General features: G+C 72.2%; 26 protein-coding genes. 13 read left to right on the top strand and 13 right to left on the bottom strand.

Translation table 11 applies throughout. The features are described 5' to 3' along the window. Positions 1 to 37: 37 nt before the first annotated feature. Both IH50_RS0108715 and IH50_RS0108710 read left to right on the top strand, forming a co-directional pair. Complete coding sequence (locus tag IH50_RS0108715; RefSeq protein ID WP_030859057.1) at positions 38 to 568, top strand: DUF5304 domain-containing protein; 531 nt, start codon at positions 38 to 40, stop codon at positions 566 to 568. 126 nt (positions 569 to 694) lie between these two features. After that, positions 695 to 1648 carry an ROK family glucokinase gene (locus IH50_RS0108710; protein WP_030859055.1) on the top strand — a complete coding sequence of 318 codons (954 nt, stop codon included), beginning with the start codon at positions 695 to 697 and terminating at the stop codon, positions 1646 to 1648. Positions 1649 to 1772: 124 nt separating this feature from the next. On the opposite strand, the gene IH50_RS0108705 is transcribed toward IH50_RS0108710, so the two are convergent. Together IH50_RS0108705 and IH50_RS0108700 are read right to left on the bottom strand one after the other, a co-directional pair. After that, entirely contained in the window at positions 1773 to 2288 is a 516-nt protein-coding gene (locus IH50_RS0108705; protein ID WP_107061997.1) for a GNAT family N-acetyltransferase, read from the bottom strand. Positions 2289 to 2311: 23 nt separating this feature from the next. Continuing rightward, a complete protein-coding gene (locus tag IH50_RS0108700) occupies positions 2312 to 3535 on the bottom strand; it encodes a CynX/NimT family MFS transporter (protein WP_199822056.1) in 1224 nt (407 codons plus the stop codon). A gap of 89 nt (positions 3536 to 3624) precedes the next feature. Here IH50_RS0108700 and IH50_RS0108695 point away from each other — a divergent pair, with 89 nt between their 5' ends. Together IH50_RS0108695 and IH50_RS0108690 are read left to right on the top strand one after the other, a co-directional pair. Further along, positions 3625 to 4107 carry an RrF2 family transcriptional regulator gene (locus IH50_RS0108695; RefSeq protein WP_030859049.1) on the top strand — a complete coding sequence of 161 codons (483 nt, stop codon included), beginning with the start codon at positions 3625 to 3627 and terminating at the stop codon, positions 4105 to 4107. Between the two features lie 145 nt (positions 4108 to 4252). Next, on the top strand, positions 4253 to 5143 hold the full coding sequence (locus tag IH50_RS0108690) for a LysR family transcriptional regulator (RefSeq protein ID WP_030859047.1): 891 nt from the start codon (positions 4253 to 4255) through the stop codon (positions 5141 to 5143). On the opposite strand, the gene IH50_RS0108685 is transcribed toward IH50_RS0108690, so the two are convergent. From IH50_RS0108685 to IH50_RS0108670, 4 genes are all read right to left on the bottom strand, one after another. Further along, positions 5128 to 5871: an SDR family oxidoreductase gene (locus tag IH50_RS0108685; protein WP_030859046.1), complete on the bottom strand. Its 744-nt coding sequence runs from the start codon at positions 5869 to 5871 to the stop codon at positions 5128 to 5130. The two genes, IH50_RS0108690 and IH50_RS0108685, sit on opposite strands and share 16 nt — an antisense overlap. Before the next feature lie 68 nt (positions 5872 to 5939). Then, on the bottom strand, positions 5940 to 6716 hold the full coding sequence (locus tag IH50_RS0108680; RefSeq protein ID WP_030859044.1) for an SDR family oxidoreductase: 777 nt from the start codon (positions 6714 to 6716) through the stop codon (positions 5940 to 5942). A 137-nt stretch (positions 6717 to 6853) separates the two neighbouring features. Further along, on the bottom strand, positions 6854 to 7702 hold the full coding sequence (locus IH50_RS0108675; protein WP_030859042.1) for an alpha/beta fold hydrolase: 849 nt from the start codon (positions 7700 to 7702) through the stop codon (positions 6854 to 6856). A gap of 121 nt (positions 7703 to 7823) precedes the next feature. Further along, entirely contained in the window at positions 7824 to 8762 is a 939-nt protein-coding gene (locus IH50_RS0108670; protein WP_030859040.1) for an amidohydrolase family protein, read from the bottom strand. A 364-nt stretch (positions 8763 to 9126) separates the two neighbouring features. Here IH50_RS0108670 and IH50_RS39495 point away from each other — a divergent pair, with 364 nt between their 5' ends. Continuing rightward, positions 9127 to 9246 carry a DUF397 domain-containing protein gene (locus IH50_RS39495; protein WP_078913900.1) on the top strand — a complete coding sequence of 40 codons (120 nt, stop codon included), beginning with the start codon at positions 9127 to 9129 and terminating at the stop codon, positions 9244 to 9246. Between the two features lie 39 nt (positions 9247 to 9285). Next, a complete protein-coding gene (locus tag IH50_RS0108660; RefSeq protein ID WP_030859038.1) occupies positions 9286 to 10041 on the top strand; it encodes an endonuclease/exonuclease/phosphatase family protein in 756 nt (251 codons plus the stop codon). 27 nt (positions 10042 to 10068) lie between these two features. Here the strand turns inward: IH50_RS0108660 and IH50_RS0108655 are convergent, their stop codons facing one another. Both IH50_RS0108655 and IH50_RS0108650 read right to left on the bottom strand, forming a co-directional pair. Then, complete coding sequence (locus tag IH50_RS0108655; RefSeq protein WP_030859036.1) at positions 10069 to 10674, bottom strand: hypothetical protein; 606 nt, start codon at positions 10672 to 10674, stop codon at positions 10069 to 10071. Then, the gene (locus IH50_RS0108650) at positions 10667 to 11464 is read right to left on the bottom strand and encodes an alpha/beta hydrolase (protein ID WP_030859034.1); all 798 of its coding nucleotides are present in this window, start codon (positions 11462 to 11464) and stop codon (positions 10667 to 10669) included. The genes IH50_RS0108655 and IH50_RS0108650 overlap by 8 nt, the downstream gene beginning before the upstream one ends. Before the next feature lie 189 nt (positions 11465 to 11653). On the opposite strand from IH50_RS0108650, the gene IH50_RS0108645 reads away from it, so the two are divergent. The 4 genes from IH50_RS0108645 to IH50_RS0108630 all read left to right on the top strand — a co-directional run bounded on the left by IH50_RS0108645 (position 11654) and on the right by IH50_RS0108630 (position 15598). Further along, positions 11654 to 12436, top strand: a complete 783-nt coding sequence (locus IH50_RS0108645; RefSeq protein WP_030859033.1) for a lysophospholipid acyltransferase family protein — start codon at positions 11654 to 11656, stop codon at positions 12434 to 12436. Positions 12437 to 12509: 73 nt separating this feature from the next. Continuing rightward, complete coding sequence (gene macS, locus IH50_RS0108640) at positions 12510 to 13748, top strand: MacS family sensor histidine kinase (RefSeq protein WP_030859030.1); 1239 nt, start codon at positions 12510 to 12512, stop codon at positions 13746 to 13748. A gap of 83 nt (positions 13749 to 13831) precedes the next feature. Continuing rightward, positions 13832 to 14482, top strand: a complete 651-nt coding sequence (locus IH50_RS0108635; RefSeq protein WP_030859027.1) for a response regulator — start codon at positions 13832 to 13834, stop codon at positions 14480 to 14482. A gap of 120 nt (positions 14483 to 14602) precedes the next feature. Next, entirely contained in the window at positions 14603 to 15598 is a 996-nt protein-coding gene (locus tag IH50_RS0108630; RefSeq protein WP_030859025.1) for a 2-hydroxyacid dehydrogenase, read from the top strand. Here the strand turns inward: IH50_RS0108630 and IH50_RS0108625 are convergent. Further along, a complete protein-coding gene (locus tag IH50_RS0108625) occupies positions 15550 to 17430 on the bottom strand; it encodes an anthranilate synthase family protein (RefSeq protein WP_030859023.1) in 1881 nt (626 codons plus the stop codon). The genes IH50_RS0108630 and IH50_RS0108625 overlap by 49 nt on opposite strands. A gap of 104 nt (positions 17431 to 17534) precedes the next feature. Continuing rightward, a complete protein-coding gene (locus IH50_RS43515; RefSeq protein ID WP_107062014.1) occupies positions 17535 to 17591 on the bottom strand; it encodes a trp operon leader peptide in 57 nt (18 codons plus the stop codon). 96 nt (positions 17592 to 17687) lie between these two features. Between IH50_RS43515 and IH50_RS0108620 the strand changes: the two genes are divergently transcribed. Further along, positions 17688 to 19040, top strand: coding sequence for a class II 3-deoxy-7-phosphoheptulonate synthase (locus tag IH50_RS0108620; RefSeq protein ID WP_030859020.1), 1353 nt, complete (start codon positions 17688 to 17690; stop codon positions 19038 to 19040). Between the two features lie 153 nt (positions 19041 to 19193). Beyond that, the gene (locus tag IH50_RS0108615) at positions 19194 to 19430 is read left to right on the top strand and encodes a (2Fe-2S)-binding protein (RefSeq protein WP_030859018.1); all 237 of its coding nucleotides are present in this window, start codon (positions 19194 to 19196) and stop codon (positions 19428 to 19430) included. Positions 19431 to 19437: 7 nt separating this feature from the next. On the opposite strand, the gene bfr is transcribed toward IH50_RS0108615, so the two are convergent. Next, entirely contained in the window at positions 19438 to 19956 is a 519-nt protein-coding gene (gene bfr / locus IH50_RS0108610; RefSeq protein WP_030859016.1) for a bacterioferritin, read from the bottom strand. 185 nt (positions 19957 to 20141) lie between these two features. Here bfr and IH50_RS0108605 point away from each other — a divergent pair, with 185 nt between their 5' ends. Continuing rightward, positions 20142 to 20789 (top strand): sulfite oxidase-like oxidoreductase, encoded by a 648-nt coding sequence (locus tag IH50_RS0108605; RefSeq protein ID WP_030859014.1) that lies wholly within the window; start codon positions 20142 to 20144, stop codon positions 20787 to 20789. A gap of 25 nt (positions 20790 to 20814) precedes the next feature. Here IH50_RS0108605 and IH50_RS0108600 read toward each other — a convergent pair whose 3' ends face one another. Both IH50_RS0108600 and pknB read right to left on the bottom strand, forming a co-directional pair. Further along, positions 20815 to 21693 carry a deoxyribonuclease IV gene (locus IH50_RS0108600; protein WP_030859011.1) on the bottom strand — a complete coding sequence of 293 codons (879 nt, stop codon included), beginning with the start codon at positions 21691 to 21693 and terminating at the stop codon, positions 20815 to 20817. 34 nt (positions 21694 to 21727) lie between these two features. Then, positions 21728 to 23653 (bottom strand): Stk1 family PASTA domain-containing Ser/Thr kinase, encoded by a 1926-nt coding sequence (gene pknB, locus IH50_RS0108595; protein ID WP_030859009.1) that lies wholly within the window; start codon positions 23651 to 23653, stop codon positions 21728 to 21730. Between the last annotated feature and the right edge of the window lie 92 nt (positions 23654 to 23745).

Genomic DNA, 23745 nt, shown 5'->3' with positions numbered 1-23745 from the left:
TACCGTCGAAGGTGCCAGCCGTAGTCAGGAGTCCGTCATGAGCGAACAGCTCCCCCCGTCCGACGACGCCGGGGACGAGATCGTCGACAAGCCGGTGGACGACGTACGGGCGGCCGGGACCCATGCCGAGACCCACGCCGACGCCTGGGCGACCGCCGCCGCCGAGGACCTCGAGGCGGAGAAGGCCCGCCGCCGCGCACAGTACGGACCGCCCCCCGGCTCCGCCGCCGAGGAGCTGAGGAAGCTCGTCGACGCGGTCGCCGACAAGCTCTCCGGTCTGCGGTCCCCGCTGCTCGGCGCGGTCGCCGGACCCGCCGCGCAGCAGGTGGTGCGGCAGGTCGTCCAGCAGGCCAAGGCCGCCGTCGAACCCGTCATCGAACGCAACCCCGACGTCTTCGACCACCTTGCCGCCGCGGGCGGCGAACTCCTCGCCGCCTACCGTTCCGCCGTACAGGACCAGGAGCGCCGCTGGACCGCCGGCGAGTCCGACCCCCGCGACCTCGACGAGCGCCGGGACCGGGGCGACGACCCCGGCACCGGCCCCGGCGAACGCATCGACCTGGACTGACGGCGAGGTCCTCCGCGGGTTCCCGTGATCCCCGCCGGACCGCCCACCGTGCGGACGCCGGGCCCCTCAGGGCAGCGCCTCGGGTACCGTTGGCGATAGCGGGGCTCGACCGGAACTGAGGGATTCATGGGACTCACCATCGGCGTCGACATCGGCGGCACGAAGATCGCGGCCGGCGTGGTCGACGAGGAAGGCAACATCCTCTCGACCCACAAGGTGCCGACCCCGGGCACGCCCGAGGGCATCGTGGACGCCATCGCCTCCGCGGTGGAGGGAGCACGCGCGGGGCACGAGATCGTCGGCGTGGGCATCGGTGCGGCCGGGTACGTCAACCGTCAGCGTTCGACGGTGTACTTCGCGCCCAACATCGACTGGCGCAACGAGCCGCTCAAGGAGAAGGTCGAGGCCCGCACGGGTCTCCCGGTCGTCGTGGAGAACGACGCCAACGCCGCCGCCTGGGGCGAGTACAAGTTCGGCGCGGGCAAGGGCCACCGCAACGTCATCTGCATCACGCTCGGCACCGGCCTCGGCGGCGGCGTGATCATCGGCAACAAGCTGCGCCGCGGCCACTTCGGCGTGGCCGCCGAGTTCGGCCACATCCGCATGGTGCCGGACGGTCTGCTGTGCGGCTGCGGCTCGCAGGGCTGCTGGGAGCAGTACGCCTCCGGCCGCGCCCTCGTCCGCTACGCCAAGCAGCGCGCCAACGCCACCCCCGAGAACGCGGAGACCCTGCTCTCCCTCGGCAACGGCACCCCCGAGGGCATCGAGGGCAAGCACGTCTCCATGGCCGCCCGCCAGGGCGACCGGGTGGCCGTCGACTCCTACCGCGAGCTGGCCCGCTGGGTCGGCGCCGGCCTCGCCGACCTGGCCTCCCTCTTCGACCCCTCCGCGTTCATCGTCGGCGGCGGCCTCTCCGACGAGGGCGAACTGGTCCTCGGCCCGATCCGCAAGTCCTACAAGCGCTGGCTGGTCGGCGGCAACTGGCGCCCGGTCGCCGACGTTCTCGGCGCCCAGCTCGGCAACAAGGCGGGCCTGGTGGGCGCGGCGGACCTGGCCCGGGAGCCCGACCCGGTCATGTGACCACCTCCCCACCCATACGCACGGCAGCGCCCGCCTGATCCCCCCGGGGACGGCGGGCGCGGCCGTGACCGCCGCCGGTGCGGGATCCGCGCATGATCTGGGATGAGCGGCCCGGGAGGAGCCGCTACGGCGGCGACAGGAACACGACGATGTCCGTCTCCCCGCCGCGCACGGCCTCGGGCTCCTCCCACCCCTGGCGCCGGTAGAAGGCGAGCGCGTCATGCGCCCGGTCCCAGGTCAGCAACCAGGACCGGCCGCCGGGCGCGCCGGCGGTGATCCCGGACAGCAGCCGTCCGCCCAGACCGGTCCCGCGGGCGTGGGAACGCACCCCCAGCTCGTCGACCTCGAAGGAACCGGTCAGCAGTTCACCGACCCGCTCGGCGCCCAGGCGCCGCAGCACCTTGCCGTAGGCCCGGTCCGTGGGGAACGGATCCTGGGTGATCCACCCGGTGGCGAACCCCGCCACGGCACCGGACTCGTCCAGGGCGACGACGGCCCGGAATCCGGGGCGGCGCGCGTCCCTCTCCAGACGTTCCCGGAAGTCGTGCCGCACGGCGTCCGGGGAGCGATGGGACCAGGGCGGAGCCGTGAAGATCTCGGCGTAGGCGTCGCTGAGCGCGTCCAGAACGCCGAGGACCACGGGACCGGATCCTTGTACGATCCTCACCGCCGCACCCCCGTTTCGTCGCCGCCGTACAGCCGGGCCAGGGGAAGCAGCATCAGGGCGGCCACTCCGCCCAGCAGGCCGAAGGCGAGGTGGAAGTCGCCCATAGAATCCCGTAGCGCACCCACCAGCACCGGTGCCAGTGCGGCGCAGGCGTAGCCGACGAAGAAGGCCATCGCGCTGATCCGGCCGGCCTCGGCGGAGTCGCGGCCGGCCACCACCGGCAGGGTGAGGACGAGGGTGAACAGACCGCCGTGGCCGATGCCCAGCGCGACGATCCACAGCCATGTCGCCGCGCCCGGGGCGAAGGCCAGGCCCAGGAACCCGACGGCCGTCAGCGTGATGGTCCACGCCAGACCCTGACGCATGTCCCGGCCTTCACCCAGCAGCGCCGGCACCGCCAGCATGGACACGACCTGGATGGAGATCATCACGGTCAGCAGCAGACCGGCCCCCGCGGCGTTGTGGCCGCCGTCGTCCTGCAACAGCGCCGCCACCCAGGCCAGTTCGCAGTAGTACAGCGCGGAGTTCCCCGCGGCCAGCGCGGTGATGCGCCATGCCCTGGCGCTGCGCCAGGGCAGACCGCGGGTCACCGGTCCGGACGGCGCGGCGACGCCGTCCGGACCGAGGGCGCGTCCGGCCACGGACCACAGCACGGTGCCGGCCAGCGCGAGGACCGCCCATGAGGCCAGGGCGCCCGGCCAGGAGCCGATCGCGTCGGCCAGCGGCGCGCTGACCCCGGCCGCGACCGCGCCGCCGAGTCCGAGCCCGGCCGTGTAGACGCCGGTGACCAGCCCCACCCGGTCGGCGAAACGGGCCTTGACCACGGCGGGCAGCAGGGTCTGCGCCATCGCGATCCCGGCTCCGGCCGCCGCGGAGCAGCTCAGTTGCAGCCAGGAGGACGCCCCGGCGGCGCGCGCCGCGGTGGCCAGGGTGATGACGGCCAGCCCCAGCAGCACGCCGCGGTGCAGCCCGAACCGGCGGGCGACGACCGCGGCGGCGGGCGCGCAGACGCCCATGGCCAGCGTGGGGACGGTGGTCAGCAGCGACAGGCCGGTCGCCGATAAGCGCAGGTCCGAGCGGATGTGGTCGGCCAGCGGTGACACCGCCGCGATCGCCGGCCGGAGGTTGGCCGCCGCGACGAACAACGCCACGGCGGTCAGTCCGAGCGCCGAGCGCGCCGAGTGTGCCGAGACGGCGGGATGACCCTGGGTCTGCATCATGGCCCCTTCGGGATGATCTCGGATACTTGCTATCCGAATTGCTATCACAACTCGGACAGGAAATGTCCGGGAACCGCTAGGGTGAGGCCATGAAGCTGTCCAACGGCGTGGAATGGGCCCTGCACAGTTGCGTCACCCTCAGCCAGAGCCGCGACCCGGTCCAGGCCACCAGGCTCGCGGAGCTGCACGGCATTCCGCGGGCCTACCTGGCCAAACACCTGCAAGCACTGTCCCGCGCGGGAATCGTCCACGCGACAGCCGGCCAGGTCGGCGGCTACACCCTCACCCGGCCCGCCGCCTCGGTCACCCTGCTCGAAGTGGTCCAGGCCATCGACGGCACCGAACCGGCGTACCGGTGCACGGAGATCCGGCAACGCGGACCACTGGCCGTCCCCGCCGAGCAGTGCGCACGCCCGTGCGCCATCGCCCGGGCCATGGCGACGGCGCAGGAAGCGTGGCACCGCGCCCTCGATGCCGTGTCGATCGCGGACCTGGCCGCCGGCATCGACCGCGACAGCGACGGCACGGCGATGGCGGACGTCCGCCGCTGGCTGGCGGACTCCCCCCGCTGACCGCTTCCGGAAGTGCGGTTCCGTGAGCGGGCCCAGCCGGAGGAGACGGTGGCCGGGCAGCGGGGAATCCCCGCCGCCGGAACCGGGTTGCCCACGGTGACGACGGGGTGGACGAGGGTCCGCCGCGGGGAGGGAACGGGAACCGATGAGTCTTCGTCAGTACGAGTACGCCCTGGCCGTCGCCGAGGCGGGCTCGGTGACCGCGGCGGCGGAACTGCTGCACGTCGCCCAGCCGTCGGTGTCCCAGCAGATCCGCGGCCTGGAGCGGGAGCTCGGCGTGGAACTGTTCGCCCGCACCCCGACCGGGCTGGTGCCCACCATGGTCGGCCGCGCCTTCCTGCGGGAGGCGGAGGTCGCGGTGAGCGCGTCGCGGCGGGCCAGGGCGACGGCGCGGGCCGGTGCCGACGAGCTGGTGGGCGAGCTGGTGGTCGCGGTGCAGATGGGCTTCGGCACCCGGCAGCTCCCGGGCGCGCTGGGCGCGCTGCGCCGCCGCTTCCCGAGGCTGGAGGTCACCGTCTTCGAGGAACCCAGCTCCGCGGAGCTGGACCGGCTGTGCCGCCGGGGCGTGCTGGACCTCGCCCTGATGGCGGCGTGCGAGCGGAGCCCTGCCGACGCCCACCACCTCGGCGACGAGGAGTTCGTCGTCATGCTGGGCGAGGGGCACCGGCAGCTTGCCGCGGACCGGGTCGAGCTGCGCAATCTGGCGGGGGAGCCGTGGGTGAGGTTCGACCGCGACAGCGCGCTCGACAGCGTGCTGCTGCACGCGCTGCGGGACGACGACCCGTCCCCGACCACGGCCGCCCGCGTGTCCCAGACCGCGACGGCCGCGCGCTGGGCCGCCCAAGGGCTGGGGGTGGCCCTGGTCCCGGCCTCCGCGGTGCCCGACGGTCACGAACACCTCGTCCGCCCGGTGTCCCCGCCGGTCTCCCAGCCCGTCATCGCCGTGGTCCGGCAGGGCGCGGGCCCGGCGGAGACGGCCCTGCTCGAACTCCTGCGCCAGGAGACCTGGTCCGGGGCCGTTCAGAGTTGGGTGTAGCCTCCGTCCACGGCGAGTTCGGCGCCGGCGGTGTACGTGGCGTCGAAGGCGAGGAACGCGGCCGCCCCGGCGATCTCCTCGGGTGTGCCGAAGCGTCGCATCGGATTGTCCGAGATCCGCTGGGCCTTGAACTCCGCGGCGGCCTCCGCCGTCATCGTGAGCTCCAGGATCCCCGTGTCGACGGGGCCGGGGCTGACCGCGTTGACGCGGATCCCGCGCGGAAGCAGCTCGCCGGAGAGGGTGCGGGCCATCGAGCGCAGCGCCGCCTTGCCGGCCGCGTACACACTGGTCTCCGGCAGGCCCATGACGTTCGCGGCGGAGGTGGTGAGGACGACGCCGGCGCCCGCGCCCAGCAGCGGGGCGAGCTTCTGCACCGTGAAGTAGGCGCCCTTGACGTTGACCGAGAACAGCTCGTCGTAGTCCTTCTCGGTGGTCGACTCGAAGGGGGTGGCGCCCGCGATACCGGCGTCGACGAACAGGGCGTCGACCGTGCCGAGTTCGTCCTCCACGCGGCCGGCCAGGGCGTCCAGGTCGGACAGGGAGGCCACGTCGCCCCGGACGGCCACCGCGTTCTCGCCGAGCCGCTCCCGCGCGGCGTCGAGCGTGGCCCGGGAACGCCCGGTGATCACCACGCGGGCCCCGCCGTCCACCAGCAGCCGCGCCGTCGCGAACCCGATTCCGCTGCCGCCGCCCGTGATCACGGCGTTCTTTCCGCTGTACTTACCCATGCCGGGATTCTCTTTCTCGAAATCGAATCGGTCATTCTTCACCATGGAAATGCGAAATCCCGCCGGCGTCAGCCCCTGGGGAATTCCCCGCCGTCCACGACGAGATTGCTCCCGGTCAGCCAGCTCGCCCGGTCGGACACGAGGAACAGCACCGCGTGGGCGAGATCGTCCGGCCTTCCGTCGCGCCCCAGCGGAGGGGTGTCGTCGGCGTTGGTCCGGGCCGGTGCCCCGTTCAGCCGCGCCCACTGCTCACGCGTCGCCTCGCCGCCGGGGGTGGCGACCCTGCCGGGAGTCACGGTGTTGACGCGGATCCCGGCCGGGGCCAGCTCCTGGGACAGTCCCCGGCTGTAGTTCTCCAGCGCCGCCTTCGCCGCCGTGTAGTGCAGGAACGGCGGTGCCGAGGTGGGGACCGCGGCCGAGGAGACGTGCACGATCACCCCCGAACGCCGTTCCCGCATCCCCGGTACCAGCAGCGCGTCCAGCCGTACCGACGCCAGGTAGTTCAGGTCGAGTGCGTCCTGCCACTCCTCCTCGGGGATGGCCACGGCGCTTTCGTGGGGCCGCGCCCCACCCGCGTTGTGGACCAGGACGTCCACCCCGCCGAGCACCTCCCGCGCGGCCGCGGCGAGCGCCTGGGCGCCGTCCCGTGTCCGTACGTCGGCCGTCACGAAGGCCGCCCCCTCCGGCACCGTGTCCGACGCCGACCTGGCGGTCGTGAGCACCTCGGCGCCCGCCTCCAGGAGTCGGCGCACGACGGCCGCCCCGATACCACGGGAACCACCCGTGACCAGGGCCCGCTTTCCCGCGAGCTCCCGAATTCCCGACCCGTTCTCGATTGTGGTCATGCCACCGGCCCTCTCCATCGCGCAATTGTCCGCTCGATGGGCGAATCACGGTGATCACCTCGTCGAGCTGTTTCACGGTAGGTCCGGAGAACAGCGGGAGGCAAAGACGAAATGTGAGCAGGCCCTATAGGGGATTCCTATTCCGGCATGCGCCCGTCCGCCCACTTCGCGGGCACCCGTCCCTCACGGCTCAGCAGCTGCGTCGCCAGCACCCGCAGGGCCGCCGCGAAGAGCGCCGGATCCCGCAGGAACTCCATGTGGATGCCGGGAAACTCCGCCCACGGCACACCGATCCGGCGGGCGATCTCAGCGGAGGGCCGCGCGTAGTACGCACCCCGGTCGTCGGCGCCCGCGCCCAGCACGATCGGGAAGGGCGCGGCCTTCAGCGCGGCCCAGTCGGGATGGAAGCCGGCGAAGCCCGGCCACTCCGTGCCGAACAGATGGTCCTGGTTTCCCAGGAACCGCTTCCAGAGGTCGTCGGGCCAGCGGTACGTCCCCTCACCGCGTGTCGTCCGGGCGAACCGGCGCCCCGCCGCCGGGGCACCGCCCCGGGCGTACAGCGCGGCCATCTCGCCGAAGAAATCGCGGTCGGGGTCGCCATCGGGCAGGACGCTCACGGCAGGCGGCTCGTGCGCGACCAGACCGGTCAGCACCTGCGGGTGCAGCGCGGCCAGCGTGAGACCGATGATCGCGCCCCCACTGTTGCCGAACACGAGAGCACGTCCGTCCGCCACCGACTCGATCAGCCGGCGGGCGTCGGCCGCCTGCTGAGCCAGGTCCATCGGTTCGGCGGAGCGGCCGGTGCTGCGGGAGTTGCCCCGCCGGTCGTAGGTGATCACGGTGAAGGCGTCGGCCAGCTCCTCGGCGACACCCGAGTAGTACCCCGCGTCCCCTCCGGCCCCGCTGATCATCAACAGGGCGGGCCCGCTGCCGCGCACTTCGTGGTACAGGCGTGCTCCGTCGGTCTCGAACACGTTGCTGCGCATGGCGGGTCTCCGTCCTACGGCGATGCGTCGATCGCGTTCTGGGAGGCGGCCGGCTCGCCGGGCATTCCGGGTCTGACGCGGCACCACCGACGCGCAGGAGCCGTACGACCGCCTCGCGGCGTCAGAACCGGGCGAGCCGGGGGAGCAGGAGTTCGGCGTTGCCGCGGTTGACGGCGTGGAGCTGCCCGGGTTCCCAGCGCGGGTACGCGTCCAGCCCGCTGTCGAAGCCGGTGGCCCACTCCTCGGGGAGCATGGGGAAGTCGCTGCCGTACAGGACGTGTCCGGGGGCGGCGAAGGCGAGCAGGGAGGGCAGGGCGGCCGGGCCGGCGGAGATGGCCGTGTCGAAGTAGAAGGACCGCAGGTCGTCCAGCAGGCTCTCAGGCGTGGAGTCGGGATGGAGCCGGGCGGCCACGGCGAAGCGGTGGGCGGCGTACGGCAGGAAGCCGCCGGCGTGCGGCAGGATCATCCTGATCCGGGGATACCGCCTCGGCACTCCGTTCACCACCATGTGGAGGGCCGTGCGGACCGTGTCGTACGGGAAGTCCACCAGAGGGCTGGGCAGGCCGGGGACCGGCGCGACCGGTGGCGCGGTGGGGTGGACGAGAACGACGGCGGCACGGGCGTCCAGCTCGGCCCAGAGCGGCTCGAACACCGGGGCGCCGAGATAACGGCCGTGCACGTTGGACAGGACCGTCAGTCCGTCGGCGTTCAGCTCGTCCAGCGCACGGGCCGCCTCGGCGAGCGCGGCGTCCACGTCGGGCAGCGGGAGGACCGCGAAGTGGCCGAAGCGATCGGGCCGGTCCTTGACCACTTCGGCGGTGTACTCGTTCACGCCGCGGGCACCGGCGCGGGCCGCGGCGGGGTCGTCCGGGGCTGCGACCGGGGCGGGGAACGACAGGATGCCGGTGGCGATCGACCTGCGGTCCATCATCGTGATCGCGCTGTGGACGTCCCACGCGGGAGCGGGCCAGCCCAGGGCCTCGGCCCGCTCGGCCATCGCACGACCGAGGTGCGGTGGGACCAGATGCTGGTGCACGTCGATACGCGCGGGGTCCGACATGTCTGTTCGAGCCTCCTCGGGCACGGGAAGCGAGGCTGCGGCGGGACAGCCAGTGACCGTGGAATTCCCCTGGGGGCGCTCGGCGGATGCCGCCGAGCCGGGGAATCACCCGGGCGGGTGCGCCCGCGTTCGCCGTGACGACCCGTACACGTCGGCCTGTACGGGCTGAGGCCGGGGCCCGCGCGTAACCCCTGCCGGGTGCCGGGATGTTGTACGGCTGCAAGGTGTGCCGGTTACGCGACAAGGGGGTCGTCGTCCATGGCGAACGGCAGCACGCTTGAGTCGTCCGACAGTCTCAAGGCGTTCGGGGCGGCCTTGAAGACGTTCCGGGAACGTGCCCTGATGACACAGGAGCAGCTCGCCGGTGGAGGTGGCGTTCGCAGCCGAGGTCGTGCACGTGCGGGACTCCAAGACGCAGGGCGGGCCGCGGTTCGTCGTCTCCTCGGTTGCCTGGCGTGACTTCCTTGACCGTATGGGCCGCTGACCCGCGTCACGCCGTGCGGGGCGGCGTATCTTGATCCGTATGGCGACGACTCCGCTGCTGCCCGACTCCCGGACCGAGTCCGACGGTTCGGCCGTCATCCGGGTGCTCAGCTACAACATCCGGTCGATGCAGGACGACACCGGTGCCCTCGCCCGGGTGATCACCGCCTGCGCTCCCGATCTCGTCCTGCTCCAGGAGGCGCCGCGGTTCTTCCGCTGGCGCAAGAAGCTCGCCCGGCTCGCCTCGGAGACGGGCCTCGTCATCCTCTCCGGGGGTGCCACCGCCGCCGGGCCCGCGATGCTGTGCTCGCTGCGGGCCACCGTCGAGCGCACCGAGGACGTGCTGCTGCCGCTCACCCCCGGGCAGCACCGGCGGGGGTTCGCCACCGCCGTCGTACGGTTCGGGGGTGCCCGGGTCGGGGTGCTGAGCTGTCATCTGTCGCTGGAGAAGGACGAGCGGTACGAGCAGGGCGGGATGCTGCTCGACCGGGTCGCCGGGATGGGCGTCGAGCACGTCATCGCCGGCGGGGACGTCAACGAGCGGCCGGACGGGCGGACCTTCCGGCGGCTGGCCGAGTCACTCACCGACTGCCATGCCGCAGCCCCCTGGGGCGGCGAGCACACCTGGGTCCGGGACGAACCGCGGCGGCGGATCGACGCACTCTTCGTCACCAAGGGCGTCGAGGTGCTGGGCTGCGGGGTGCCGCTGGAGCAGCCCGGGGTGAGCGCGGCGGACCTGAGGGCGGCCACGGACCACCTTCCGGTCCTGGCCGCCCTCCGGATTCCCGCCGCGTAGAGCAGGCTTCCCGCCGCGTGGAAACGGTCAGACCACCGCGCCCCGCCCCGGATCGTCGTCGTCCTCGTCGTCCGTGCGCATGCGCATCACCAGCGTGGCGAAGCCGCCCAGGAAGCCGCCGATGCACACGGTGGTCAGCCACCAGGTCATCTCCCAGCCGAGCAGGATCGCCAGCAGGAGCAGGACCGGGCCGCCGAGCACTCCCAGCCAGGCGAACTTCGACGTGACGTCGGCGTCCGGCAGCGGGGGCGGCTCCGGCGGGACGAAGTGGCCCTCGTCGGTCTCGTCGAGGTCGTCGTCCGACGGCTCGGCCACGCTGTAGTCGCGCGGGCCGCCGACACCGGGGGCGAAGGAGACGGAGCCGCCCAGCGGCTTGGCCGGCTTGTCCTCGGCCTTGACGGGGGACTCGGCCCGCGCCTCGCCCTCGTTCGTCTCGGGCTCCAGCAGCGCCAGGTCCTCGACGGACTTGAACGGCTTGGCGCCCGGCGGATCCGGCGGCTCCTCCCCGTACCCGGCGACGATCGCCTCCCACGCGGCGGCCTCGTCGAAGGGAACCCCCTTCTCCTCCGGCTCGCGGCCTTCACGGTTCTCGCGATCCTCGCGGTCCTCGCGGTCCGAGTCGTGCTCAGCCACCTGCGGTCGTCCCTTCCTTGCCGAGACCGGGCTCCTTGACGGCGCCGGGTGCGAGCCGGCCGATGAACGCGGTGCTCTCCTGGAAGATCCGCTCCGCGTCGTAGTCCAACGTCGCCACGTGGTAGCTCTGTTCCAGCAGGATCTCCGTGACGTCCGTCGACGACACCCGGCCGAGGATCCGCGCCGAGTCCGCGGGCGGCACCACATGGTCCTGGGGGCTGCGCAGCAGGAGCAGCGGCTGGGTGACCCGGGGCAGCTCGCCGTCGACGAGCCGGAAGAGGTTCCGCAGGGAGTGCGCCGCGTGCAGCGGCACCCGGTCGTACCCGAGCTCCCTGCTCAGCGGCTTCGCGATGTCGCTCGCGATGCCCTTCGTCGCGGGGACGAGATGACGCAGCACCGGAAGGGCGTGCGCGGCCACCCCGTGCACCTTGTTCGCCGGGTTCACGACCACCACCCCGCTCACCGCGTCACCGTGCTTCGCGGCCAGCCGCAGCGCCAGCGCGCCGCCCATCGACAGGCCGGCGACGAACACCCGCTCATGGCGGTCCCGCAGCAGGCGCAGCTCGCGGTCCACCTCCGCGTACCAGTCCTGCCAGCCGGTGACCGAGAGGTCCTGCCAGCGGGTGCCGTGCCCGGGCAGCAGCGGCAGCGAGACGGTCAGGCCGCGAGCGGCGAGGTGCTTCGCCCAGGGGCGCAGCGACTGCGGTGAACCGGTGAAGCCGTGGCAGAGGAGGACGGCGGTCTCCCCGCCCTCGTGGCGGAACGGCTCGGCTCCGGTCAGGAGCGGCACCTTCGGCCTCCTGTTCGTAGGAAGGTCTGGTACGTCACGATGATCGCGGCAGGCGCCGCACACGGGTTGCAGGACCTTCACCGTACGCGACCGCACTGACACCGACCAGGGCCGTCGGGGCCTTTGACCGCGCTCCGGGATATGGTCTGACGAACACGCACAGGAGGCACTCGGTTGTTGTACGGCACGATGAAGGTCGCCATCGGAGGGCCGCTGAAGCTCGCCTTCAGGCCCTGGGTGGAGGGCCTGGAGAACATCCCCGCCGAGGGCCCCGCCATCCTGGCCAGCAACCACCTGTCGTTCTCCGACTCCTTCTTCCTGCCGGCCGTACTGGACCGCAAGGTCACCTTCATCGCCAAGGCCGAGTACTTCACCACGCCGGGCGTGAAGGGCCGGCTGACGGCCGCCTTCTTCAAGGGCGTGGGCCAGCTCCCGGTGGACCGCTCCGGCACGCGCGGCGCGGGCGAGGCCGCGATCAAGAGCGGCATCGAGGTCATCGAGCGCGGCGAGCTGTTCGGCATCTACCCGGAGGGCACCCGCTCGCCCGACGGCCGCCTCTACCGGGGCAAGCCGGGCGGCCTCGCGCGCGTGGCGCTGGCCACCGGGGCGCCCGTCATACCGGTCGCCATGATCGACACGGAGAAGATCCAGCCGCCCGGCCAGGTCATGCCGAAGCTGATGCGGCCCGGTATACGGATCGGCAGGCCGCTGGACTTCAGCCGCTACCAGGGCATGGAGCACGACCGCTTCGTGCTCCGCGCGGTGACCGACGAGGTCATGTACGAAATCATGAAGCTGTCCGGGCAGGAGTACGTCGACATGTACGCCACCGCCATGAAGCGGCAGCTCTCGGAGGCGGCCAAGACCGAGAAGGAAGCGGAGAAGGCGGCGAAGGCCGCGCTCGCCCGCGCGGAGAAGGAACAGGCCGAGAAACTGAAGGCCGCGATGGAGCAGGACGACCGGGAGCAGTAGACAGGACGGCCGGGAGCGGTAGAACGGGCGACGGCCCGGCCCCTGGACGGGGGCACAGGGGGGAGTGGGGGACATGGCCAGGCGCGAGCGAGTCATGCGCATGTCGGTCGAGCAGCCGCTGTGGCGTGCCCTCACCGGCTACCGGGTCCTCACCCTCGTGTACGCGATCGGCCTGTTCGCCACCGCCCACGCGGAGTTCCCCCGCCCCTGGCTCGCCGTCGGCTACTTCGCCGTCCTCGCGGTGTGGACCCTGGCCACCCTGCCCAGGACCGCGAGCGAGGCCGCCTGCACCAAGCGCTTCCTCACCGCCGACCTGACCGTCGCGCTCGTCGGCATCCTGCTCACGCCCCTCGCCGACGCGCCCGAACGCGTCCACGGGGGCGGCCCGACGCTGCCGTCCATCTGGACCGCCGGATCGGTGCTCGCCTTCGCCGTCAAGGGCGGCTGGCGCTGGGCGGCCCTCGCCTCCACCCTCGTCGCCGTCGCCAACCTGATCGAGCGCGGCAACCCCGCCCGCGACACCGTGCACAACGTGATCCTCGTATGGGTCGCCTCCATCGCCATCGGCTACGTCGTCGAGGTGGCCCGCGCCTCCGAGCGCACCCTCGCCCGCGCGCTGGAGATCGAGGCCGCGACCAGGGAGCGGGAGCGCCTCGCGCGGGACATCCACGACAGCGTGCTCCAGGTGCTGGCCATGGTGCAGCGCCGGGGCGCGGTCATCGGCGGGGAGGCCGCCGAACTGGGCCGGATGGCCGGGGAGCAGGAGATCGCCCTGCGCACCCTGGTCTCCGGCGGGCTCGTCCCCGTCTCCCGCGCCTCGGAGGACACCGCCGAGGGCGCCGTCGTACGGGCCGTGGACGAGGACGACACCGGGGACGACGGGCCGGTCGACCTGCGCACCCTGCTCGCCCCCTACGCCGGCTCCCTGGTCAGCCTCGCCGAGCCCGGAGCGCCGGTGCGGCTGGCGCCGGCCGCCGCGCGGGAGGTGGCCGCCGCCGTCGGGGCCGCCCTGGACAACGTCCGCAGGCACGCGGGGGAGCGGGCACGCGCCTGGATCCTGGTCGAGGACGAACCGGACGAGGTGATCGTCACCGTCCGCGACGACGGTCCCGGCATCCCCGAGGGCCGGCTCGCCCAGGCCGAGGGCGAGGGCCGGCTCGGCGTGGCGCTGTCCATCCGGGGCCGGCTGCGCGACCTCGGCGGCAGCGCGGAACTGATCTCGGTGCCGGGGCAGGGCACGGAGGTCGAACTGAAGGTGCCCAAGGACATGAAGGAAACGAAGGACCCGCGGGGGAAGGCGGAACGGCGATGACGGACAGCACCGGGGAGCACAGGGAGCACGGGGACCACGGGGACCACAGGACCCATGGGGACCACGGGGACCCGATCAGGGTCATGGTGGTCGACGACCACCCCATGTGGCGCGACGCCGTCGCCCGCGACCTGTCCGAATCCGGCTTCGAGGTCGTCGCCACCGCCGGCGACGGCGACCAGGCGGTGCGCCGCGCCAAGGCCGCCGCGCCCGGCGTCCTCGTCCTCGACCTGAACCTGCCCGGCAAGCCCGGCGTCCAGGTCTGCAAGGAGGTCGTCGCCGCCGACCCCGCCGTCCGCGTGCTGGTGCTCTCGGCGAGCGGCGAGCACGCCGACGTCCTGGAGGCCGTCAAGTCCGGCGCCACCGGCTACCTGCTGAAGTCCGCCTCCACCGAGGAGCTGCGGGACGCGGTGCGCCGTACGGCGGCCGGCGACCCGGTGTTCACCCCGGGCCTGGCCGGGCTGGTCCTCGGCGAGTACCGCCGCCTCGCCTCCGAACCGGCCGGACCCGCCCCCGCCGACGGCGAACCGGGCGCGCCCCGGCTGACCGACCGCGAGACCGAGGTGCTGCGCCTGGTCGCCAAGGGCCTCAGCTACAAGCAGATCGCCGAACGGCTCGTCATCTCCCACCGCACCGTGCAGAACCACGTGCAGAACACCCTCGGCAAGCTGCAACTGCACAACCGCGTCGAACTCGTCCGCTACGCCATAGAGCGCGGCCTCGACGACGAGTAGGCCGGGCGGAACGGGCGGACGGCCCTTCAGGTGTGCCCCGTCCGGCCCGGGCACGCCCTCCCCGGCCCTCGTATATTCGCGGGTACGGCAAGGAACCCGGCACGAACCCCGGAGGGAACCGTGGAGATCCTGGCGTTCGGAGTGCAGGCCGACGAGAAGCCCCTGATCGAGCGGGCCTTCGCCGGACACCACGAGGTGCGCGGCCTCGACGTCTTCCTCAACGCGGACACCGCCCCCATCGCCGCGGGCCACGAGATCGTCTCCACCAGCGTCAACTGCGACCTCGGCGCCGAGGTGCTCTCCGGCCTCGCGGCCGGCGGCACCCGGATGGTCGCCCAGCGCTCCACCGGCTTCAACAACATCGACCTGGAGGTCGCCGAACGGCTCGGCCTGACGGTCGCCCGGGTGTCGTCCTACTCGCCGTACTCGGTCGCCGAGTTCGCCTGGACGCTCGCCATGGCCGTCAACCGCCGGATCGTCCGCGCCTCCACCCGCACCCGCGACTTCGACTTCCGGCTCGACGGGCTGATGGGCCGCGACCTGCACGGCCGCACCGCAGGGATCCTCGGCACCGGGAAGATCGGCGAGGCGTTCGCCCGGATCGCCCACGGCTTCGGCATGCGGCTGCTCGGCTGGGACGTCACCGAGAACCCCGCCTGCCTGGACCTCGGCATGACCTACGTCCCCAAGGAGCGGCTGCTCGCCGAGTCCGACCTGATCAGCCTGCACGTCCCGCTGCTGCCCGCCACCCGGCACCTCATCGACGCCGACGCCCTGAAGATCATGCGGGACGACGCGATCCTGGTGAACTCCAGCCGGGGCGGCCTCGTCGACACCGCGGCCCTCGTCGCCGAGCTGCGCGAGGGCCGCTTCACGGGCGTCGGCCTGGACGTGTACGAGGCGGAGGCGGGACTGTTCTTCCTCGACAAGTCCCTGGAGGCCGTCGACGACGACACCCTGGCCCGCCTCGTCACGTTCCCGAACGTCCTGGTCACCTCCCACCAGGCGTACTACACCGCGGACGCCGTCGGGCAGATCGTCCGGACCACGGTGGACAACGTCCTCGACTACACCGCCGGCCGCCGCTCCGAGAACGTGCTGGTGCCCCGGAGCTGACCCACCAGCTCCCGGACGATCGCCGAACCGTTCAGGGTCAGCACCGACTCGGGGTGGAACTGCACCCCGGCGAAGCCCGGCCCCCGGAGCGCGTGCACCTCGCCGCCCGCGGTACGGCTCACCTCGACGCCGTGCGCGTCCAGCTCCCGCGCGGTGTCGTCGTCGCAGTGCGCCACGAAGCTGTTGTAGAAGCCGACCGTCTCCGGCCGCCCGAACAGGTCGATCTCCGTCTGCGCCCCCTGGTACGGCACCTCCTTGCGCACGGTCTCCAGGCCCAGCTCGGCCGCGATCAGCTCGTGGCCGAGGCAGACCCCGAGGACGCCGTGCCGGTTCTCCCCGATCACCTCGGCGGCCAGGGCGCGCAGGAACCGCATCTTCGGGTCGGCCGTGTCGGACGGGTCGCCCGGTCCGGGGCCCAGCACCAGCGGCCCCTCGTGCCCGAGCACCGCCTCCCGCAGCCCCGGTTCGTCGTACCGGCGGACGGTCACATCCAGCCCGGTGGCGCGCAGTACGTGGGCGAGCATCGCGGTGAAGGTGTCCTCCCCGTCGACGACCAGGGCGTGCCCGGTCAGCTCGTCCGACCGCTCCTGCATCCGCAGCCAGAACGGCGCCAGCGAGGCCCGCCGTCCGTCCAGCGCCGCCCGCACCCGGGGGTCGTCGGCCAGCCTCGGCCGTACGGACTCCTCGCGCGGGCGTCCCGGACGCACCCCCAGCGCGGCCAGCACGCCGGCCGCCTTGGCATGGGTCTCCGCGACCTCGCCCGCCGGGTCGGAGCCGCGCACCAGCGTGGCCCCGACCGGCACCCGCAGCCGCCCGGCCGCGTCGATGTCGGCGGTGCGGATGAGGATGGGGGAGTCCAGCGTCTGGGCGCCGCCCTCGTCGCGGCCGATGAGCGCCAGCGCCCCCGCGTAGTAGCCGCGCCCGCCGGTCTCGTGCCGTTCGATCACCCGGCAGGCGTTCTGGACGGGCGAGCCGGTGACGGTCGCCGCGAACATGGTCTCCTTCAGCACCTCGCGCACATCCAGCGAGGACCGGCCGCGCAGCTCGTACTCGGTGTGCGCGAGGTGCGCCATCTCCTTCAGCCGGGGCCCGACCACGACCCCGCCCATGTCGCCGACGGTGCACATCATCTTGAGCTCCTCGTCGACGACCATCGACAGCTCCTCGATCTCCTTGCCGTCGGCGAGGAACTCCAGCAGGTGCTCGGGGGCCGGCCCCTCGGCGGGATAGCGGTAGGTGCCGCTGATCGGGTTCATCACGACCGTCCCGCCCGACGCCCGCACATGCACCTCGGGGCTCGCCCCGACCAGCGTGCGCTCCCCGGTGTGCACGACGAACGTCCAGTACGCGCCCCGCTCCCCTTCGAGGAGGCGCCGGAACAGCGCGAGCGCGTCGGCCCGTCCGAACCCGGGGATCTCACCCTCGTACGTCCGCCGGATCACGAAGTTGGCGCCCTCGCCCCGTCCGATCTCCTCGTCCAGGACGCGCCCGACGATCCGCGCGTACTCCTCGTCGCCGACGTCGAAGCCGCCGCCCTCCACCCGGACGTCGTGCGCGGGGAGCCGGTCGAGGGCCTCGGCGAGCGGGATCTCGTACCGCTCCTCGGGCGTCAGCACCAGCAGCGGGGTGCCGTCGTCACGGACGTCGAAGCCGCGCTCGCGGATCTGCCGGAAGGGGACGACCGCCAGGCACTCGTCGGGCAGGTCGGCCAGCAGGTCGCGGGTGCCGACCGGGCCGATCAGCAGCTCGACCACGTCGTGGTCGTGGCCCGGCGTGCGGCGGCGCAGCAGGGCGAAGGGGCGGTCGTCGTGCGGGAGCTGTGCCAGGTCCATGGGGTGTCCCTCGTCTCGTCGCTGTCATGAGCGTGAGGAACGGCCCCGGGAAACACCGAAGGCCGCCCCTCGGGCGGCCTTCGCGAAGTCTTGCGTACGCGCAGTCAGTGGGCCGCCGGAGAAGCGGGCCACCACCAGTTCTGGGTCGAGTGCGCGAACATGTGACGCACCCTACCCCATGTCCACGGAACGTATCGCCTGTCTCACTTTCTGGGCATGGCCCGGAAGCGGCGAAAGCACCCCGTAGTGTTGAGGGCGTGACCGTGAACGCTAAGACCAGCCCGAGCGCTGGCAACACCTGGCGAGACCTGCCCGCGGCGCAGCAGCCCGAGTACCCCGACACCGAGGCTCTGCGCGCAGTGATCGCGGACCTCGAGTCGTATCCGCCGCTCGTCTTCGCGGGCGAGTGCGACCAGCTGCGCGCCCGGATGGCGTCCGTCGCCAAGGGAGAGGCGTTCCTCCTCCAGGGCGGCGACTGCGCCGAGGCCTTCGACGCCGTGTCCGCCGACCACATCCGAAACAAGCTCAAGACCCTCCTCCAGATGGGCGCCGTCCTCACGTACGCGGCGTCCGTGCCGGTCGTGAAGGTCGGGCGGATCGCCGGCCAGTACTCCAAGCCGCGCTCCAAGCCGACCGAGACCCGCGACGGCGTGACGCTGCCGACCTACCGGGGCGACTCCGTCAACGGCTTCGACTTCACCGAAGAGGCCCGGATCCCGGACCCCGAGCGGCTGAAGCGCATGTACCACGCGTCGGCGTCCACGCTGAACCTGGTGCGCGCCTTCACCACCGGCGGCTACGCCGACCTGCGCCAGGTGCACGCCTGGAACCAGGACTTCGTGAAGTCGTCGCCGTCCGGCCAGCGCTACGAGCAGCTCGCCCGGGAGATCGACAACGCGCTGAACTTCATGCGGGCCTGCGGCACCGACCCGGAGGAGTTCAAGACCGTCGAGTTCTTCTCCTCGCACGAGGCGCTGCTGCTCGACTACGAGTCGGCGCTCACCCGCGTCGACTCGCGCACCGGTCAGCTCTACGACGTCTCCGGGCACATGGTGTGGATCGGTGAGCGCACCCGGCAGCTGGACCACGCGCACATCGAGTTCGCCTCGCGGATCCGCAACCCGATCGGTGTCAAGCTCGGCCCCAGCACCACGGCCGAGGAGGCGCTGCAGTACATCGAGCGCCTCGACCCCGAGCGTGAGCCCGGCCGGCTGACCTTCATCGTCCGGATGGGCGCGGACAAGATCCGCGACAAGCTGCCCGAGCTGGTCGAGAAGGTCACCGCGTCCGGCGCCACCGTGGCCTGGGTGACCGACCCGATGCACGGCAACACCTTCGAGGCGGCCTCCGGCCACAAGACCCGCCGTTTCGACGACGTGCTCGACGAGGTCAAGGGCTTCTTCGAGGTCCACAAGGGGCTCGGCACCCACCCGGGCGGCATCCACGTGGAGCTCACCGGTGACGACGTCACCGAGTGCGTGGGCGGCGGCGACGAGATCTTCGTCGACGATCTGCACCAGCGCTACGAGACGGCCTGCGACCCGAGGCTCAACCGCAGCCAGTCGCTGGACCTGGCGTTCCTCGTCGCGGAGATGTACCGCGACCAGTAGCCGGCGCGGCCGGTGACACCGGCGAAGGGGTGGGGCGTGTATCACACCGGATCGCGCCCCACCTCACTTTTGTGCCCTTCGGGCGACAGGTAAGGTTAGGTTAGCCTCACCGATCGGGGGTCGGGACGGCTCGGCCCAGTACCGTATCGGGAGGTGAACCGCGTGTTCGTCTGCAGTTGCTTCGGTGTGACCGAGGAACAGGTGAGGAGTCACGCGGACGCCGGAGCGTGCACGCCCCGCCAGATCGCCTCCGCCTGCAAGGCCGGCACCGACTGCGGCGGCTGCGTACGGCGCATCCAGGCACTGCTCGGCCGCGGCTCCTGCCCGCGCCGGCAGCTCGTCGACCAGGGTGAGCCGCCGCTCACGGCGGAGCTCCCGGAAGCCGCGTAGAACCCCCTCAGGGGGTCGAAAAGCCGCTCGTCCCCGGGCCCGACGGGTCGGGCTGGGACTGCTCGATCACCGTCGACAGGTACAGCGACTCGCCCATTTTCTCGATCAGGTCGAGCTGGGTGTCCAGGTAGTCGATGTGGTGCTCCTCGTCGGCCAGGATCGCCTCGAAGACGTTGGCCGACGTGATGTCGCCCTTGGTGCGCATGACCTCCACCCCGCGGCGCAGCCGGTCGATCGCCTCCAGCTCGATCTCCCGGTCGGCCTGGAACATCTCGGTGACGCTCTGTCCGACCCGGACGTGGAACAGCCGCTGGTAGTTCGGCAGGCCGTCGAGCATCAGGATGCGGTCGGTGAGCACCTCGGCGTGGCGCATCTCGTCGAAGGACTCGGCGCGCGTGTACTCGGCGAGTTTCGTCCAGCCCTTGTGGTCCTGCAGTTTCGAGTGCAGGAAGTACTGGTTGATCGCCGTGAGCTCGGCGGTCAGCTGCTCGTTCAGGAATTCGATGACCTCGGGGTCGCCCTGCATCGCATGGGCTCCTTCCGCGCGGGGGGAACTGGCCGGTTGGGCCGCATGATTGCACCGGCGGAGAAGATCGTCCAGTAAGTCTTGACTTAGTAAGTAAGTACATACTCGGTGCTTTATGTACCTGTTTGACCGATTCTGCCGGGCCCGGTTCAGGGGCATCGCCACCGGTCTGTCAGGATGGAGGCATGGGTCAGCCGGCGGAACGCGAATCGGGGGAGCGCGCAGCAGAAGGAGCGGCGCGGTTCGAGCTCCCGCCGGGGCAGCGGCTGCAGAAGGGCTGGCCGGTCACGCACTACGGGCCGGTCCCCAAGTTCCGGCCCGAACGCTGGGAGTTCCGGGTCTTCGGCGCCACCGCCGACGGCGCGAAGCACTGCTGGAACCACGAGGAGTTCACGGCCCTGCCGTACACCACCGTCGTGGCCGACCTGCACTGCGTCACCAAGTTCAGCATGGTCGGCGCCGAGTGGGGCGGGATCCCGGCGCGCACCGTCGTGGACATCGCCCCGCCCGCGCCGGACGTCACCCATGTGATGGTCTGGGCGGAGTACGGATTCAGCTCCAACCTCCGGCTGGCCGACTTCACCTCCGAGCGCGCCCTCTTCGCCACCCACAAGGACGGCGAACTGCTCACCGCCGAGCACGGCTTTCCGCTGCGGCTGATCGTCCCCCACCTGTACGCCTGGAAGGGCCCCAAATGGGTGCGCGGTGTGGAGTACATGACCGCCGACCGCCGGGGCTTCTGGGAGGAACGCGGCTACCACAACGTCGGCGACCCCTGGACGGAGCAGCGCTACTCCTACCAGGAGGGGCCCGGGGACGGGCCCGAGCTCTGACCGCCGTTCCGGCCGGCGTACGGTCTCAGCCGTCCCGCAGCTTCTTCAGCCGCTCCACGTCCGCGGCGTGTCCCTCCTTGCCGCCGGGCGTCTCGATGACCAGCGGTACGCCCTCGGTCGCCGGGTGCGTCATTAGCACCCGGAACGGGTCCTCGCCGATGTGCCCGGCGCCGATGTTCGCGTGCCGGTCCTTGTGCGCACCGGCCACGTCCTTGGAGTCATTGGCGTGGATCAGCCTCAGCCGGCCCTCGCCGACGGTGTCCACCAGCAGGTCCAGCGTCTGACGCATCCCGTCCGGCCCGGTCAGGTCGTGGCCGGCCGCGAAGACGTGGCAGGTGTCCAGGCAGACGCCCAGCTTCGGATGGGCGTCCAGCGCCTCGAAGTACGGTCCGAAGTCCCAGGTCCGCGAGCACAGCGAGGAGCCCTGCCCCGCCGTGGACTCCAGCAGCAGGAACGGGTCGTCGTCATGGGTGAGCTCGTCGAGCAGCGGCAGCATGTGCTCCCGTACCTGCCGCAGCGCCACCGCCCGCTCCCGTCCGCCGGTCGCGCTGCCCGTGTGCACCACCACGCCCAGCGCGCCGATCTCCCGGCCGCGTCGCAGCGAGTGCCGCAGCGACTCCACGGACCGCTCGACGGTCGCCTCGGTGTGGGACCCGAAGTTGATCAGGTACGGGGCGTGCACGTACGCCGGGATGGAACCGGCCGCACAGGCCGCGCGGAACGCCTCGTCCTGCTTCGGACTGCCGGCCGGGGTGGCCCAGCCGCGCGGATTGGCGACGAAGACCTGCACCGCCTCGGCGTTCAGCTCACGGGCGTAGGACAGGCCGACGGAGTGCAGACCGCCGGCCACGGGGACGTGGCCGCCGACCGGGTTGCGGGCGGGACCGGACAGGTGACTCTTCACCCGTCAAGGGTGTCACGTGCGCCGGTCCCGCCGGTCAGCGGATCTCGATGGTTATCGTCGAGCCCTTGGGCGCGGGGTCCCCGCCGTCCACGGACTGGCCCTTGACGGTGTCGCCGAAGAGTCCGAGCAGCCCGCGGTCCTCGGACACGCCGAACCCGGCGTCCTTCAGCTTCTCCTTGGCCTCGTCCACGCTGTCGCCGATCACGTCCGGCACCTCGATCATCTCCGGGCCCTTGGACAGCGTCAGCGTCACGGTGTCGCCCTCGGCGGCCCGCCGTCCCGCGCCCGGGGTCTGCCGGGCCACCTGACCGGCGTCGTACTCGGAGTTGACCCGCCCGTCGGCGATCCTCACCTTGAGGCCGGCCTCCTCCAGCTCCGCGCGGGCGTCCTGCGCGTCGTCGCCGGTCACGTCCGGCACGTCCACCGGGCTGCCCTTGCTCACGGTCAGCGCCACGGCGGAGCCCGCGCGGACCTCGGTGCCCTTGCCCGGCTCCGTGGAGATCACCGAGCCCCGCTCCACGGTGTCGCTGAACTCACGGGTGACCATGCCCGGCTCCAGATCCTCGTCCTTCAGCAGGTCCCGCGCCTTGTCCAGCGGGTAGCCGTCGAGGTCGGGCACCCGCACGGTCTGCCGGCCCTTGGAGAGGGTCAGCGACACCGAGTCGCCGCCGCGGATGCGGGCGCCCGCCTTCGGGTCGGTGCTGATCACCGTGCCCCGCTCCACGGTGTCGCTGTACGCCTCCTTCACCTGGCCGGCGTCCAGCCCGGCGTCCGCCAGCCGCTCCCTGGCCTCCTGCTCGGTCTTCCCCAGCAACGGCGGGACCTTGGTGAACTGGCCGGAGTTGATGTACCAGATGCCGGTGCCGACCCCGAGGACCAGGAGCACGGCCACGACGACTGCCATCGGTCCGCGCCGCAGCGCCGTCCGGCGCCGGGGCGGCAGCGGCGGCGGGGACCGGAACCGGCTGGTGCGGTGCACGGGGTCCGCGGCCTCGTCCTCGTCGACGGGCAGCGGGCGGGGCACCGTCAGGGAGCGCGGGATGACGCTCGTACGGTCCTCCGCGTTGTCGTGCTCCGACGTCAGCGCCTGCGGCGGCAGCGCGTCGAGCTGCTCGTCGGTGAGCCGGCCGCGCCCCGCGCGGGCCTGCGCGAGCAGCGCCACCGCGTCGTGCGGACGGAGCTCGGGGTTGCGCGCGGTCGCCGACGCGACCAGCTCGTCCAGCTCGTACGCCATGCCGGGCACGGCGGCCGACGGGGCCGGCACGTCGTCGTGCAGATGCTTGTAGAGCACGATCGCCGGGGAGTCGCCGTCGTGCGGCTTCTCGCCGGTCAGCATCTCGTAGAGCAGGATGCCGCAGGCGTAGACGTCCACGCGGGAGTCCGCGACGCCGTTCTCGATCTGCTCGGGGGCCAGGTACGAAACCGTGCCCAGCACCGTGCCCGTGGTGTTCGTCACCGAGTCCACGGCGCGCACCAGCCCGAAGTCGGCGACCTTGACCCTGCCGTCGTCCCCTATCAGCACGTTCTCGGGCTTCATGTCCCGGTGCACGAACCCGGCCCGGTGCGCGGCGCCGAGCGCGGCCAGCACCGGCTCCAGGATGTCCAGCGCGGCCCGCGGCTGGAGCGCGCCGCGCTCGCGCAGCACGTCGCGCAGGGTGCAGCCGGCGATGTACTCCATCGCCAGGTAGACGTACGCCCCGTCGGTGCCCTGGTCGAAGACCTGCACCACGTTCGGGTGGGCCAGCCGGGCGACCGACTTCGCCTCGCGGATGAACCGCTCGACGAACGAGCCGTCGGCCGCGAGGGAGGGGTGCATCACCTTGAGCGCGAGGACGCGGTCCAGACGGGTGTCCAGGGCCCGGTAGACCGTGGCCATCCCGCCGACCGCGATCCGCGCCTCGACGCGATACCGGCCGTCGAGCACCTGCCCGACCAGGGGGTCCTGAAGGGTCGTATCCACGCAGTGAGTCTACGAGCCCCCACCGACACCCCTCACCGCTTCACCCCTCCTTGAAGCGGACCTGTGACGTGCGTATCGCGTAACTGCGGACA

The organism is Streptomyces sp. NRRL S-37 (genome assembly GCF_000721605.1).
Classification (GTDB): Bacteria; Actinomycetota; Actinomycetes; order Streptomycetales; family Streptomycetaceae; genus Streptomyces.
Note: the sequence above shows the minus strand (reverse complement) of the source record. Positions and strands in the feature narration are given on the sequence as shown.

Bases quoted from the DNA above. Each gene is read 5' to 3' on its own strand.
- IH50_RS0108660 (WP_030859038.1), top strand. From the start codon at position 9,286: ATGGCGACGACTCCGCTGCTGCCCGACTCCCGGACCGAGTCCGACGGT.
- macS (WP_030859030.1), top strand. From the start codon at position 12,510: ATGGCCAGGCGCGAGCGAGTCATGCGCATGTCGGTCGAGCAGCCGCTG.
- IH50_RS0108700 (WP_199822056.1), bottom strand. From the start codon at position 3,535: ATGATGCAGACCCAGGGTCATCCCGCCGTCTCGGCACACTCGGCGCGC.
- IH50_RS0108675 (WP_030859042.1), bottom strand. From the start codon at position 7,702: ATGCGCAGCAACGTGTTCGAGACCGACGGAGCACGCCTGTACCACGAA.
- IH50_RS0108645 (WP_030859033.1), top strand. From the start codon at position 11,654: ATGAAGGTCGCCATCGGAGGGCCGCTGAAGCTCGCCTTCAGGCCCTGG.
- IH50_RS0108670 (WP_030859040.1), bottom strand. From the start codon at position 8,762: ATGTCGGACCCCGCGCGTATCGACGTGCACCAGCATCTGGTCCCACCG.
- IH50_RS0108710 (WP_030859055.1), top strand. From the start codon at position 695: ATGGGACTCACCATCGGCGTCGACATCGGCGGCACGAAGATCGCGGCC.
- IH50_RS0108625 (WP_030859023.1), bottom strand. From the start codon at position 17,430: ATGGACCTGGCACAGCTCCCGCACGACGACCGCCCCTTCGCCCTGCTG.
- IH50_RS0108635 (WP_030859027.1), top strand. From the start codon at position 13,832: ATGGTGGTCGACGACCACCCCATGTGGCGCGACGCCGTCGCCCGCGAC.
- bfr (WP_030859016.1), bottom strand. From the start codon at position 19,956: ATGCAGGGCGACCCCGAGGTCATCGAATTCCTGAACGAGCAGCTGACC.
- IH50_RS0108715 (WP_030859057.1), top strand. From the start codon at position 38: ATGAGCGAACAGCTCCCCCCGTCCGACGACGCCGGGGACGAGATCGTC.
- IH50_RS0108685 (WP_030859046.1), bottom strand. From the start codon at position 5,871: ATGGGTAAGTACAGCGGAAAGAACGCCGTGATCACGGGCGGCGGCAGC.
- IH50_RS0108695 (WP_030859049.1), top strand. From the start codon at position 3,625: ATGAAGCTGTCCAACGGCGTGGAATGGGCCCTGCACAGTTGCGTCACC.
- IH50_RS0108605 (WP_030859014.1), top strand. From the start codon at position 20,142: ATGGGTCAGCCGGCGGAACGCGAATCGGGGGAGCGCGCAGCAGAAGGA.
- IH50_RS0108680 (WP_030859044.1), bottom strand. From the start codon at position 6,716: ATGACCACAATCGAGAACGGGTCGGGAATTCGGGAGCTCGCGGGAAAG.
- IH50_RS0108690 (WP_030859047.1), top strand. From the start codon at position 4,253: ATGAGTCTTCGTCAGTACGAGTACGCCCTGGCCGTCGCCGAGGCGGGC.